Here is a 14040-nt window from a genome sequence, read left to right as displayed (position 1 = left end):
AATTTTTGCGCAACTCAAATCGCTTAAACTTATTTTTAGGGTTATCAAATGAAAATTATTGAAGGTAATAAATACGCTCCTGGTAAAAAGTTCGCCATTGTCATTTCTCGTTTTAATGACTTTATTGGTAGCAGCTTGCTTGCAGGTGCTGTTGATGAGCTAAAACGTACTGGTGGCGTATCAGAAGATGATATTACCGTGATTTACGTACCCGGTGCCGTTGAATTACCTTTGGTAGCGAAACGCGTTGCGGCGAAAAAAGAATATGATGCAATTATTGCTTTAGGTGTGGTGATCAGAGGGGGCACGCCTCACTTTGAATTAGTCGCAGGTGAATCAAATAAAGGGCTTGCACAAGTATCATTTGAGTATAATATCCCGGTTGCGTTTGGCGTATTAACCACTGAAAGCATTGAGCAAGCAATTGAGCGCGCAGGTACTAAAATGGGTAACAAAGGCGGTGAAGCTGCCTTGAGTGCGCTTGAAATGGTTAATGTGTTAGATAAAATTTAAGTTTAAGGAATTTTTGTGAAACCAGCAGCAAGACGTAAAGCACGTATCTTAGCACTTCAAGCCGTGTATTCATGGCAATTAAGTGGCAATGCTATTGCCGATATTGAACAACAAATGTTGATCGAAAACGATGTGACTAAAATTGATGTTGAATATTTTAAAGATTTAGCCCGTGGAGTTGCTGTAAATTTCCAGCAATTAGACGACGCTGTGTCGCCTCATTTAACTCGTCCATTTAATGACTTAGACGAAGTTGAACGTGCTATCTTACGTTTAAGCAGCTACGAGCTTAGATTTCGTGAAGATGTTCCTTATAAAGTGGCTATCAATGAAAGCATTGAATTAGCTAAAATGTTTGGTGCTGAAGATAGCCATAAATTTGTAAACGGTGTACTTGATAAAGCAGTTAAACAGCTACGTAAGTAATCTACCCGTTAAAAAGGAGAGCCGGCATAGGCCGGCTTTTTTGTGTATGAAGGAATTTGAATTAATTAATCGCTACTTTAAAGGTCGAGGCGTTACTCGTCGCGATGTTAATCTAGGGATTGGTGATGACTGTGCGCTTGTGACAGTCCCTGCGAATTGTCAGCTTGCAGTAACAACAGATACATTAGTTGCAGGGGTGCATTTTTTTAACGATATTGCTGCTCGTGCACTTGGGCATCGAGCACTGGCAGTTAATTTAAGTGATTTAGCCGCCATGGGGGCAGAGCCTACATGGGTATCGGTTGCACTTACTCTACCGAGTATCGAGCAACAATGGATTGCTGAATTTACAGAGGGAATGCATGAAATTGCTGAATACTTTAATGTACAAATTATTGGTGGTGATACGACTCAAGGTCCGCTAAGCATTACAATTTGTGCAAAAGGGATAGTGCCTGAAGGTAAAGCACTACGCCGTAGTGGCGCAAAAGTTGGCGACTGGATCTTTGTAACCGGGCCGCTTGGTGATGCAGGACTGGCTATTGAGTGTAAAAAACAAGGCTTAGCAATAGCTGCAGAGCATTTAAAGCACTTTAATAAATGTTTAAACTTTCCAACACCACGCGTGGCCGCCGGGCAAGCATTACGTGGTTTAGCATCATCTGCAATCGATATCTCAGATGGTTTACTTGCTGATTTAGGGCATATTTTAGACTTATCACAAGTAAGCGCAACGGTTAATATTGATCACGTACCCACTTCAGCTGCTATGCAGGCAAGTCTTAATTTTGAACAGCAACTTCCTTTTATTCTTAATTATGGTGACGATTATGAGTTACTTTATACCGTCCCAGACAGTAATAAGAGTATGTTAGATATTAAGCTGCGCCAATATGGTGTGGAAGCTAAGTGTATTGGGCAAATAAAAAGTGGTGACGGACAGATAGACTTATTATACCAAGGTGAAAAATTTGTTTTTGAGCACAATGGCTTTGAACACTTTTCAAAGGAGCAGGTTTGAATAAAAACCGATTATTTAATTTAAAACGTCCACATCAGTTTTTTGGTTTGGGCTTTGGTACCGGACTTGCTCCCAAAGCGCCGGGTACATTTGGTACATTAGCAGCCTTACCATTTATTTTTATAACCATGTATTTTCCGTTATGGTTACAAATAGTATTTGCGGTGGTCATTAGTATATTTGGTATTTGGGCGTGTGGAAAAACAGCTGATGATCTTCAAGTACATGACCACCCAGCGATTGTTTGGGATGAAGTTGCTGGTTATTATATTACTATGCTTGGTGCTGCACTCAGTTGGCAAACATTGTTAGTTGGCTTCTTACTTTTTCGCTTTTTTGATATAGCAAAACCCGGGCCTATTCGCGTGCTTGATAAACGTGCGCATGGTGGGTTTGGTATTATGGCTGATGATGTATTGGCAGGTATTTTTTCACTTATTTGTTTGCAAGCACTGATAAAAGTAGGTTTACTACCCTTTTAATTTATTATTTTTTAACTAGGTGGCAGTTATATGATGCGATTTTTACTGGTTTGTGTGCTGATGCTCTGTGCCATGCCAAGTACGGCTTCAATTACTGATTACGTAGTTAAACAATGGAATATTAAAGACGGACTTCCCTCACAATCCCTAAAAAGTGTGGTGCAAGATAATCAAGGCTATATGTGGCTGGGTACTCAATTTGGCTTAAGCCGTTTTGATGGTAATACCTTTACTAACTACAATACCCAAAACAGCCTGTTTTTGCCTAATAATGGCATTAATAAACTGCTTATTGATGGCGAAGGGTTGTTATGGGTAGGCACTAAAAACGGCCTTGTAGTCCTCAACCCTGAAAAGTTAACTGCACAAGAGTTTAATATTAAGGGCCCCGTTAGGGATATTCTTGAAGACTCTCAAGGGAATATTTGGATAGCCGCTAATGGGCTTTACTACATAGACAGAGGCCAAATAGAACTACGCGACCAATTAAATAACCCCAGCCCTATTATTAATGCGACGGCGATCACCCAAATAGTGGGATCAGTCAGTCAAATGGCACTCTCACCAGAAGGTATTTGGTTAGTTAATGACCGTAATTTATTGCGTTTAACGCAAAGCTCGTCTGATTTTTCTAAATTACGGCTGGAACTTACCGCTAAAGTTGCATTGCCTGATCGCCTTGCACAAACAATTGTCCATGATTTATCTTTTTTAAGTGGCAATTTATATTTAGCTTCTGAGCTAGGCGCTTACTTTTTAGATTTAGATGATGAGCTGCGTCCATTTCCACTGCCTAATGCTAATAATTCAGCCGTTTATAAATTTATGAGTGATGGCAATGGTGGGCTATGGGTATCGACCTATGGACGTTTATTATTTCGAGGAAAGTCTAATGATTGGCAGTGGGTTGAACCAAGTCAGCTTGATCAAAGTATTTGGTTTGCCGATATATTTAGGGATGATGAAAATAATATATGGTTAGCCAGCTTTAGTGAAGGACTATGGCTTGCCCATGAGGGAAGAGTAGAGCGACATTCTGCTATTTCTAAAATGACTGAAGCTGTTATGGCTATTAGTAAATCACCCGATGGCAGGTTGTGGATTGCTAATAAAAGTGGCGTAGGTTATTTTGATGCAGACAAAACGTTTATCAATATCATTAACAGCGCAAAGTATGGCAATGCTTCAGTTCATGACTTGCAGTTTGATGGTGAACGTCTTTATTTAGCAACGGGTAGGGGCTTATTTTTTTATGAGTCGAACACGTTATATAGCTTCCCCGCACGAGCGCTCAGTGACAACCCTGTATTCGCTATCAGCGCTTCTAGCAAAGGCGGTTTTTGGGTAGGCACGGGGCGTGGTTTATATCGTTTAAATTACAACGGGTTAAACCCTTTCGCCTATAACTCATTTTTAGGCAGCAAGTTTATTACCTATGTACTTGATAAACCTAATTTTGGGGTCATTGGGACCAGTAAAGGCGCGTATTATTTCACTAACCGAGGAATTGAAAAAATAGGCGATCAAACCACTTTAGAAAGCGCTTATGTCACTAGCATCTTACATATTAAAGACGTGGGGATTTTAATTGGCTCGCTTAACGATGGTTTATTTTATCGAAGTGGCCAAGGTCAATGGCAACAATTAGACGCCGCTAATGGGTTGCCATATGGCTCTATATTTAGTTTAGAGTACGATAGTAACTCTAAACGGATTTGGGTAAGCACCATGAAAGGCGTTTATCGTATGCCGGTTGAGCAATTTAAGGCGAATATTGAAAGTTTAAAAGTAGAAGAAGTGATCTCCTCATTTGATCGCCAACTTGATGGTAAAGCCAGCCAATGCTGTAACGGTTTAGGTCATGATGCTGTGGTTGATATGGATGATTCTATCTGGTATCCAAGCTTACAAGGTGTTGTAGAAATTCCTAAAAATGTAAAACTATTTGGATTGCGTTCACTCAAACCTAAGATAGAAACGTTAACCACGCCATCACGTAAGCTTACAGCTGCTGCGCTAGGTAAAAAGCCTGTACTTGAAACCGATGAGCGAGATTTAACACTTACCTATACTGCAATTGATTATTACGCCCCGGCAAGCATAGAGTTTAGGTATAAACTTAATGGATTAGATAGTGACTGGCGCTATGCGAATACCCGCAGAGAGGCTATTTACACTAATTTACCAGCGGGTATGTTTTTATTTGAATTAGAAACAAAACGCCAAGGTGAAGATTGGAATAAAGCGCAATCGGCTGAATATGCTTTTGTGGTGCCCGAGCGATTTGGCGAAACTATTTACTTTCGATTATTGATCACCAGTGGTTTTGTTTTGTTATTTTATTTAGTTTTTTGGGTGTTTAAAGTTCAAGAACGACGAAAGCAGCAAGTACTAGAAGGGCTTATCACTGAACGTACCCTAGAGCTTCGCCAAGCAAATGATAAATTGAATCAAGTTAACTCTCAGCTCAAACTTGTCAGTCATTCTGATGAACTAACTGGACTGAGAAGTCGGCGTTTTTTGTTTGATCAGCTACCCAAAGATATTGAGCATTTTCAGCGTAACTCTCAGTCGTTGCAGGCTCAGGGCAAGTGCTTAGTGTTATTAATTATAAATTTAGACAATTTTAGCCGTATTAATGACGCCTATGGTCCGATTGCTGGAGATAGCTGCTTACAACAAGTGGCAGCACTATTAAACTCACGTACTCAAGGCTCAGATTATGTTGCGCGTTGGAGTGGCGATGAGTTTTTACTCTTATTACGCGATTTTAAATGTAATTTAATCGACAGCTATGTATCTGAGTTATGTCAAGCAATTGCAGATTACACCTTCCAGCTTCCAAATGGCGAAACAACGAATATTATGGCATCGATTGGTTGGTCTTTTTATCCATTACCGCTGTTAGGTGGGCAAGTTATTAGTTGGGAGACATCCATTAATTTAGCCGATATAGCACTACATCAAGTTAAAAAACGTGGGGGTGATGGGGTTGCAAATATTACTTTTGATCAGCAGTTGGATGCATTTGAATTTGAGCAAAATCCGAATGTTGAACAGCAGATCAGCGTGTTGCAAAGCAATGGTTTAGCTGACATTAAAATATGGATGCGTTAAAAATTTCATTTTATAAATAAAAAAGGAGCCATGTTAAGCTCCTTTTTCATTAAACAGTCTAAGTGTTAACGCATAAATGCTTTTACTGAAGCTAAAATACCGTGCTCACCTAACCCCATTTCATCATGCATTTGCGCTTGTGTGCCGTGTTTAATAAACTCATCAGGAATACCTAAGTTAAGCACTTTGACACTTGCTTTTTTAGTGGCTAAATACTCATTAACCGCCGAGCCTGCACCACCGGCGATGGCATTATCTTCAAGCGTTACAATGATAGCGTGATTGCTAATAAGTGTGTCAATTAATGCCGTATCAAGTGGCTTAATAAAGCGCATATTAACTAAAGTCGCATTGAGCTCATTAGCTGCTAATTGCGCATTTTCCAATAATGTACCAAATGACAATATGGCCAGCTTGGCACCTTGCTTAACAATATCGGCTTTTCCAATCTCAAGAAGCTGCATGGTGCTTTGAATTTCTGCAGTGCCTGCGCTACCACGTGGGTATCGCACTGCAACAGGGCTGTTGGTATGATAGCCTGTGTAAAGCATTTGACGACATTCATTAGTATCGCTTGGCGCCATAATAATCATATTCGGTATGCAGCGCATAAAACTTAAATCATAGGCGCCTTGATGGGTTTCTCCATCAGCACCAACAATACCAGCGCGGTCAATAGCAAATAATACCGGTAACTTTTGCAACGCAACGTCATGAATTAGCTGATCGTACGCACGTTGTAAAAAGCTTGAATAAATTGCGACAACCGGTTTTAAGCCTTCACAAGCAAAGCCTGCAGCAAGAGTGACGGCATGTTGTTCGGCTATGGCGACATCAAAGTATTGATCTGGATACTCTTTAGAGAAACGTACCATACCTGAGCCTTCACGCATCGCTGGCGTAATTGCCATTAACTTATTATCTTGTTTGGCCATATCGCAAAGCCAATCGCCAAAGACTTTAGAAAACGTAGCTGCACATGGCTTAGATTTTGGTAGGCTAGATGTTGCAGGATCAAATTTTGGTACCCCATGATAACCAATAGGATCGGCCTCTGCAGGTTTATAACCTTTGCCTTTTTGAGTTTTAATATGCAGTAGCTGTGGGCCTTTTAAGTTACGCATATTGCGTAGCGTATCAACCAACATGTTTACATCATGGCCATCAATTGGGCCAATGTAGTTTAAGCCAAGCTCTTCAAAAAAGGTGCCTGGGATCATCATCCCTTTAATGTGTTCTTCCATACGACTAGCAAGCTCTTTTACCGGTGGCACACCTGATAATAACTTTTTACTGCCTTCGCGAATATTAGTATAAAAGCTACCTGATAAAATACGTGCAAAATGATTATTTAATGCCCCTACATTTTCAGATATTGACATTTCATTATCGTTTAAAATAATCAGCATATCTGAGTTAACATCACCTAGGTGGTTCATTGCTTCAAATGCCATACCCGCAGTAATTGCACCATCCCCTATAACGGCAACAGTTTTGCGTCCTTTACCTTCTTTTTGCGCTGCAATAGACATCCCTAGCGCAGCCGAAATAGATGTGCTTGAATGGCCAACGCTGAATGTATCGTATTCACTTTCTTCTCTGAATGGGAAAGGGTGCAGCCCATCTTTTTGACGGATTGTATGCATTTGGTCACGACGCCCGGTTAATATTTTATGTGGGTAAGCTTGATGACCTACATCCCAAACTAAACGGTCTTCAGGTGTGTTATAAACATAATGTAATGCAACGGTAAGTTCTACGGTTCCTAAACCAGACGCTAAGTGACCACTACTTTGCGATACCGAGTTGAGTAAATAGTCACGCAATTCATGGCTAAATGCACAAAGCTTGTCTTGTGCTAAGTCTCGCAAGTGGGCTGGTTTGTTCACCAAATTAAGTAATGGATACTTGCTGCTATCAAGTGTCATGGTTTTTTATATATCCTTCGCTAATATTAACCCCTTTTAAAACGAACAAGGTTGTTAAAGGCGGTTTAATATTTAGTAATAATTTTGTACTAAGAGTTAATACGTTTTAGCCATGTTTAATGGTCACGTTCAATTAAATAGTTTGCTAATGCCGTTAAATCTGTTGTGTCTGCGTCAATGTTGGCTAACGCGTCATGGGCTTGTTGTATTAAATTTTGTGCTTTTTGCTTTGCGCCTAGCATACCTAATAAAGCAGGGTATGTCGCTTTATTCGCTGCAATATCTGAGCCTTGGGGTTTGCCTAAAGTAAGCGTATTGCCCTCAACGTCTAAAATATCGTCATGGACTTGAAAGGCAAGCCCTACAGCATACCCAAAAGTTGATAAGTTATCTAAAGTTTGTTGGTTTACATTAGATGCGCAAAGCGCGCCAAGGGTAATAGCACAATTTATTAATGCGCCGGTTTTTAGTTTGTGAATACGTTCTAATTCATCAACTGTAATAATTTTATCGGTTGCTGCAATATCAAGACCCTGCCCGCCAACCATACCTTGCAACCCAGAAGCGTGGGCTAATTCGGCAATCATTTTTAATTGTGCTTCATTTGAGCACTTAAATTTATGCTTAGCTATAAGCTCAAATGCTAGAGCTTGCAGGGCATCACCCGCTAAAATAGCTTGCGCTTCACCATAGACAATATGACAGGTCGGCTGACCACGACGTAAGTCATCGTCATCCATGGCGGGTAAATCATCATGAATTAATGAATAGCTATGAATGCACTCTATAGCTGCTGCGAGTACGTCTAAATCATGCTTTTCGGCACCGAGCATTTTACCTGTAGTGTAAACTAAGAACGGGCGTAGTCGTTTACCGCCATTCATTAAACTATAATGTGTGGCTTCTTTAATGGTGATGGCGCTATCAAGGGGCTGATCAAAATAAAGGTTAAGGGTGTTGGCTACATCATCTTGAGCGCGTTTAATTTGTTCTTTTATGCTCACAATTATTCCATATCGTTATCAAACTGGGTAAGCGGTGCTTTTTCATCATTACCCATTAATATCGACACCTTTTGCTCGGCTTGTTGAAGTTTTCCAGAAGAGGCACTGGCTAATGCAATGCCGCGTTCAAATTGTTTTAAAGACTGCTCGAGCGATAAATCACCTTGTTCCATTTCACTGACAATTGTTGTTAGTTCTTCTAGTGCTTGTTCGAAACTTAAATTTTCAGGTTTTTTAGTCGCCATCTTTATTTTCAACTTACATAATAAATTTAGACGCTAATTTTAGGGGGAATGCTAAACTAGGTCAAAGAATGATGTGGTTTTTTAATAGATAAATGACGTTAAGCAGATTTTATAGCTTATTAGCGCTATATTTTTAGAATGTTAATTTTGATTATTAGATAGATAAGCTTTGTTGATTTAAAATGAGATGGGTTTGGATTTTTTTGTTATTATAAAAAATCACTTAAGTATTTCAGTGCCTTGCCGATAAATATCTAATATCAACGCTTGCGAATAAAAAATATAAAACCTTTGGAGGGAATGTGGATTTAGCAACCATTATTGGGATTCTTGGCGCAATTGGCTTAATTGTCATGTCCATGTTTATGAGTAGCAGCGGTGAAGTTGCCATGTTTTACAATACCCCGTCGGTGATTATTGTATTTGGTGGTTCACTTTTTATCGTTTTATCTAACTTTACTCTTGCACAATTTTTCGGTATTGGCAAAGTCTGTGCAAAAGCGTTTATGTTTAAAATCGAACCTCCGGAAGAGTTAATTGAAAAAGCCGTTGAACTAGCAGATTCTGCTCGTAAGGGGGGGTTTTTAGCCTTAGAAGAAGCTGAAATACCCAATCCTTTTATGCGTAAAGGCGTGGATATGCTGGTTGATGGCCATGATGCCGATGTTGTAAGGGCTACATTACAAAAAGATATTTCACTCACTACTACGCGCCATGATATGGGGGCACGTCTTTTTAAATCATTAGGTGATATAGCGCCTGCAATGGGCATGATAGGGACTTTAATAGGCTTAGTTGCAATGCTCTCAAATATGGATGACCCTAAATCAATCGGACCGGCGATGGCGGTCGCGTTGTTAACCACATTATACGGTGCGTTTTTGGCGAACGTAGTTGCAATTCCTATCCAAGTAAAACTTGAACTGCGAAAAGATCAAGAAGCGATGAATCAGCGATTAATTTTGGATGCTGTCCTCGGTATTCAGGATGGTCAAAACCCAAAAGTAATAGAAGGGATTTTGAAAAACTACCTAGCTGAGTCAAAACGTGCAGTGAACACTGAGGAATAACTATGTCTGATGAAGAAGAGTGTAAATGTCCTCCCCCAGGACTACCTGCATGGATGGGGACATTTGCTGATCTAATGTCGCTATTAATGTGTTTTTTTGTACTCTTACTGGCATTTTCTGAAATGGACGTGCTTAAGTTTAAACAAATTGCAGGGTCTATGAAATTCGCCTTTGGTGTACAAAATAAAATAGAAGTTAAAGATATACCAAAAGGCACCTCCGTTATAGCTATGGAATTCACCCCAGGGAAACCTGAACCCACCCCCATTGAAACTATTCAGCAGCAAACGGTAGAAATGACCCAACAAACGCTAGAGTTTCAGGCCGGTGATGAAAGCTCAGCTGGTGGCCGACAAGAGCAGCGCGGCGAAAAACGAGGGGGAGAATCGAGTAGTACTTCTGAAGAGGTTGCTGCAGCGACCTCTGTTTCTGCTGCTGATCAAGAACAAATAAATGATTTAGTTAAAAAAATTGCGCAACAGCTTGAAAAACAAATTATTGATGGTGCAATTGAGCTCGAATCACTAGGGCAACAAATTATTATCCGTATTAGAGAAAATGGCTCGTTCCCCTCAGGTAGCGCCTTTTTACAACCACAATTTAAACCTATTATTCAAGATATTGGCCGATTATTAAAAGATGTTCCGGGGGAAATCACAGTGTCGGGACACACGGATGATTTTCAAGTATCGAATGAGCTTTATATTAATAACTGGGATCTGTCTTCCAAACGAGCTGTTGCCGTTGCAAGTGAATTACAAAAAGTTGCTGGTTTTGATAAAACCCGAATGATGGTAGTAGGGCGTGCAGAAACCAGACCTTTAGTGCCAAACGATTCCCGCGAAGATCGCAGACGTAATCGCCGAGTGGAAATATCAATCTTACAAGGGAAGGCGAAAGAGTCAGCCCCTATCGATGTGAGGTAGAATAACTTGGCTGTGTCCCTTTTTTAGCATAGAATGCACTTTTTTAACAGATGTAATTAAAGTGGAGTGAGTATGTTAGATAAATTTTGTAGTATGCCTGGTAATGGCGATGGTACAGACGAAGATAAAAAAGTTAAGTAAGGTTTTTTAGTTTGCCTGAATGGTTTTTGTACTTTGTCAGTATATTAAGTAAAAGCTGGGTTCTTATTTTGAGCCCCGCTATTTTATTATTTTTTATCCTTAAGGATTATTTAGCCCTTAGGTTTGCTGCTATTACCGCTGCTTTTTTCTTATTTGGTACTGTAACTTACTCAAGTTTAATGGCGTTCGATGATGGTATTTATATATACCGTTATCTTGTATGGGCATTAACTGATATTACTTGGATGGCACTAATCGCTTATTGGGGCCTTAAAGATAAAGTGCATTTGTGGCAGTGCGTACTTGGCCAACTTGTGGTTATTAGCGCGCCTATTCTGCAATTATTTCGTTTAGTTGACCGTCATCTTTGGGACTTATCTTATAGCACTGTTATGTATCAAACATTTATGCCTTTAATAAATATTGCGACTGTTGTCGTATGTTATCTACCTCTTTTATATATTTTTGTTAGTAAGCGAAATAAAGCTCTAAGCTAAAAAATATCCCCTGTTTTAAACTGATATGCTAAAATACTGTTTATATGAACAGTGTTAGGGCTTGATTATGAAACTTTATATTGCTGAAAAGCCTTCCTTAGGACGCGCTATTGCTGATGCGCTTCCAAAGCCCCATAAGAAATATGATGGCTATATTGAGGTGGCGGGCGGTGATTGTGTATCTTGGTGTATAGGTCATTTGCTCGAGCAAGCAGAGCCAGATGACTATGACGAACGCTTTAAAAAATGGCAATTTGAGCATTTACCTATTGTGCCTGAGCAGTGGCAATTAAAAGCAAAGCCAAAAACTCGAAAACAACTCACTATTTTAAAAAAGCTAATTAAGCAAGCAAATACACTGGTACATGCTGGCGATCCCGATAGAGAAGGCCAGCTACTAGTTGATGAAGTAATAGAACAAGCAAAAATTAGCCAAACTAAAAAACAAAGTATTCAACGTTTACTTATTAGTGATTTAAATTTAGCCGCGGTAAAAAAGTCGCTCAGTAATACACGCCCTAATTGTGAATTTATTCCACTGAGTGTATCGGCTTTAGCACGCTCGCGTGCTGATTGGCTGTTTGGCATGAACTTAACCCGTGCTTACACATTAGCAGGGCAAAAAGCGGGGTTTGGTAATGTACTGTCAGTTGGGCGCGTGCAAACACCTATTTTAGGTTTAGTGGTAAATCGTGATAATGAAATCGCAAACTTTGTATCAAAACCATTTTATGAAGTACTTGCTCATCTTGTTACACCTAAGCAGCAATCATTCACTGCTAAGTGGATACCGAGTAAAGCGTGTGAACCATACCAAGATGAAGAGGGCAGAGTGCTTAATAAAGCCTTAGCTGAAAATGTGACTTCACGCATTACTAATCAGCCTGCAAATGTAACAGCACTTGAGCAAAAGCAAAAAAAACAAGTTGCGCCTCTTCCTTATAACTTATCTGCTTTACAAATAGATGCTGCTAAAGCTTTTGGGATGCCTGCACAAAAAGCGCTCGATATTTGCCAGATTTTATATGAACGTCATAAATTAATTACCTACCCGCGCTCGGATAACCGTTATTTACCGAAAGATCATCACCAAGATGCAGCTGCTATTTTAAAAGCGATAGCCGTAAATGGTGGGCAAAAAGCTGAATTTGTTAATGGAGCCGATGCACAGCAATGTAGTAAATGTTTCAATGATTCAAAAGTGGCTGCTCATCATGGCATTGTGCCGACGGCTAAACAGTTAAAAGGTGCGAGTTTAGCCAGTGATGAGGCAAAAATTTACCAGTTAATAAGTCGACATTATTTAATCCAGTTTTATCCTGACTACATATACAATGAAACCAAAGTAGAGATAACTATAGCGGGTGGCTTATTCAAAGCGAATGCAAAGCAAGATGTAAGCTTAGGCTTTAAATTGCTTATGGGTAAGTTAGAGCTTAAAGAAGAGTCGACTTTACCTTATTTAGAAAAAGGCATGGCGCTTACCTGTACTAAGGGTGAAGTGGTAGAAAAACAAACTTCTCCTCCAGCTCATTTTACCGATGCAACCTTACTTGCAGCTATGACTGGGATAAGCCGTTATGTAAAAGACCCACAAATCAAAAAAATATTAAAAGAAACAGATGGCCTCGGTACAGAAGCAACGCGTGCAGGCATTATTGAGTTGTTATTCAAACGTCGTTTTTTAAAGCGTGAAGGGAAAGCAATCAAAGCAACAGAAACAGGCCTAGCACTTATTAGTGTATTGCCTGAGGGATTATCAAGCCCCGATTTAACGGCAAAATGGGAGTCGAGTTTAGGTGATATTGCACAGCAAGCAATGAGTTATCAGCAGTTTATACAACCTTTGTTAGCCGATTTAACTAACTTTGTAAACCAAGCGGCGAACTGTAATAGTCAGGCATTTGCGCTATTACCTAAAACGTCACCTAAAAAACGCTTTGCTAAACGTACAAAAAAAGCGCCGTATAAAAAATCGAGTTATAAAAAAAGCCCTGCGGTAAATTAATCGCAGGGCTTACATGTAGCGTTGAAGGTTACTGATTGAATAGTGCCACAGCGGCGTTACTCATTGCCTTTATTCCTGTAGGCAGTGCTACTTTATAATCAGGCGCAAATTTACTTGAATGTATTTAAATGATTTAAACAGATGACTTGTAATTATTATCTTCATCACCATATAAAAACCTAAATAGATGAACATGGCAATGATTCAATGAGCAATATAGTTAGTCTTAACGCACAAAACCTTCAGCAAGTCTTGGGTGAAACATCACAACAAAAGTTAGTACTACTTAACTTTTTTTCTCCACAAAGCCCAGAGTGTATTAGCCAAGCAGCTATTTTAGATAAGTTAGCGGCTGAATATAGCAACTATATAGTAGTTGCAAACTTAGACTGTGATGCAGAGCAGGCACTTGCCTCTCAACTTGCCCAACAAGTTGGATTGCAAACCTTGCCTACTTTAGTGCTATTAAAAGATTCAGCCCCTGTTGATGTTTTAGCAGGCGGCCAAACAGAAAGCCAAGTGCGTGATGCATTATCTAAACATCTACCAGCCCAACAAGACTTATTATTAGAGCAGGCTAAGCAAGCACTTGTTAATAGCGACTTAAATGCCGCGTTTACTTATGCCAAACAAGCGTATGAGCTTGATAGTGGTAATGCGCG

At 39.8% G+C, this 14040-nt stretch carries 13 protein-coding genes (1 of these 13 running past the window's edge); 10 read left to right on the top strand and 3 right to left on the bottom strand.

Annotation, left to right across the window (positions count from 1 at the left end):
• The first annotated feature begins 48 nt into the window (after positions 1-48).
• The 5 genes from ribH to AC6H44_RS11645 are packed head-to-tail and all read left to right on the top strand — an operon-like array spanning position 49 to position 5559.
• Positions 49-513 carry a 6,7-dimethyl-8-ribityllumazine synthase gene (gene ribH / locus AC6H44_RS11665; RefSeq protein WP_500735663.1) on the top strand — a complete coding sequence of 155 codons (465 nt, stop codon included), beginning with the start codon at positions 49-51 and terminating at the stop codon, positions 511-513.
• Positions 514-528: 15 nt separating this feature from the next.
• Positions 529-939: a transcription antitermination factor NusB gene (gene nusB, locus AC6H44_RS11660; protein WP_500735661.1), complete on the top strand. Its 411-nt coding sequence runs from the start codon at positions 529-531 to the stop codon at positions 937-939.
• A 46-nt stretch (positions 940-985) separates the two neighbouring features.
• On the top strand, positions 986-1960 hold the full coding sequence (gene thiL / locus AC6H44_RS11655; protein ID WP_500735660.1) for a thiamine-phosphate kinase: 975 nt from the start codon (positions 986-988) through the stop codon (positions 1958-1960).
• Positions 1957-2442, top strand: coding sequence for a phosphatidylglycerophosphatase A family protein (locus AC6H44_RS11650; protein ID WP_500735659.1), 486 nt, complete (start codon positions 1957-1959; stop codon positions 2440-2442). The genes thiL and AC6H44_RS11650 overlap by 4 nt, the downstream gene beginning before the upstream one ends.
• Before the next feature lie 30 nt (positions 2443-2472).
• Positions 2473-5559 (top strand): two-component regulator propeller domain-containing protein, encoded by a 3087-nt coding sequence (locus tag AC6H44_RS11645; protein ID WP_500735658.1) that lies wholly within the window; start codon positions 2473-2475, stop codon positions 5557-5559.
• 65 nt (positions 5560-5624) lie between these two features.
• Here AC6H44_RS11645 and dxs read toward each other — a convergent pair whose 3' ends face one another.
• The 3 genes from dxs to xseB form a co-directional block, all read right to left on the bottom strand.
• Positions 5625-7487: a 1-deoxy-D-xylulose-5-phosphate synthase gene (gene dxs, locus AC6H44_RS11640; protein WP_500735657.1), complete on the bottom strand. Its 1863-nt coding sequence runs from the start codon at positions 7485-7487 to the stop codon at positions 5625-5627.
• Between the two features lie 116 nt (positions 7488-7603).
• The gene (gene ispA, locus AC6H44_RS11635) at positions 7604-8491 is read right to left on the bottom strand and encodes a (2E,6E)-farnesyl diphosphate synthase (protein ID WP_500735655.1); all 888 of its coding nucleotides are present in this window, start codon (positions 8489-8491) and stop codon (positions 7604-7606) included.
• 2 nt (positions 8492-8493) lie between these two features.
• The gene (gene xseB, locus AC6H44_RS11630; RefSeq protein WP_008110204.1) at positions 8494-8736 is read right to left on the bottom strand and encodes an exodeoxyribonuclease VII small subunit; all 243 of its coding nucleotides are present in this window, start codon (positions 8734-8736) and stop codon (positions 8494-8496) included.
• A 302-nt stretch (positions 8737-9038) separates the two neighbouring features.
• Here xseB and pomA point away from each other — a divergent pair, with 302 nt between their 5' ends.
• From pomA to AC6H44_RS11605, 5 genes are all read left to right on the top strand, one after another.
• Positions 9039-9806, top strand: a complete 768-nt coding sequence (gene pomA, locus AC6H44_RS11625) for a flagellar motor protein PomA (protein WP_500735653.1) — start codon at positions 9039-9041, stop codon at positions 9804-9806.
• Between the two features lie 2 nt (positions 9807-9808).
• Positions 9809-10732, top strand: coding sequence for a flagellar motor protein MotB (locus AC6H44_RS11620; RefSeq protein WP_500735652.1), 924 nt, complete (start codon positions 9809-9811; stop codon positions 10730-10732).
• Between the two features lie 152 nt (positions 10733-10884).
• Positions 10885-11370, top strand: coding sequence for a hypothetical protein (locus AC6H44_RS11615; protein WP_500735650.1), 486 nt, complete (start codon positions 10885-10887; stop codon positions 11368-11370).
• A 67-nt stretch (positions 11371-11437) separates the two neighbouring features.
• Positions 11438-13378, top strand: coding sequence for a DNA topoisomerase III (locus AC6H44_RS11610; protein ID WP_500735648.1), 1941 nt, complete (start codon positions 11438-11440; stop codon positions 13376-13378).
• A 207-nt stretch (positions 13379-13585) separates the two neighbouring features.
• A protein-coding gene (locus AC6H44_RS11605) for a tetratricopeptide repeat protein (RefSeq protein WP_500735646.1) crosses the window boundary here: on the top strand, positions 13586-14040 show its 5' portion. It continues 403 nt past the right edge of the window; 455 of the gene's 858 nt are visible here — the first part of the coding sequence; its start codon is at positions 13586-13588; the stop codon falls past the right edge of the window.

The sequence above is a fragment of the Pseudoalteromonas sp. TAP-3C genome (assembly GCF_059888565.1).
Note: the sequence above shows the minus strand (reverse complement) of the source record. Positions and strands in the feature narration are given on the sequence as shown.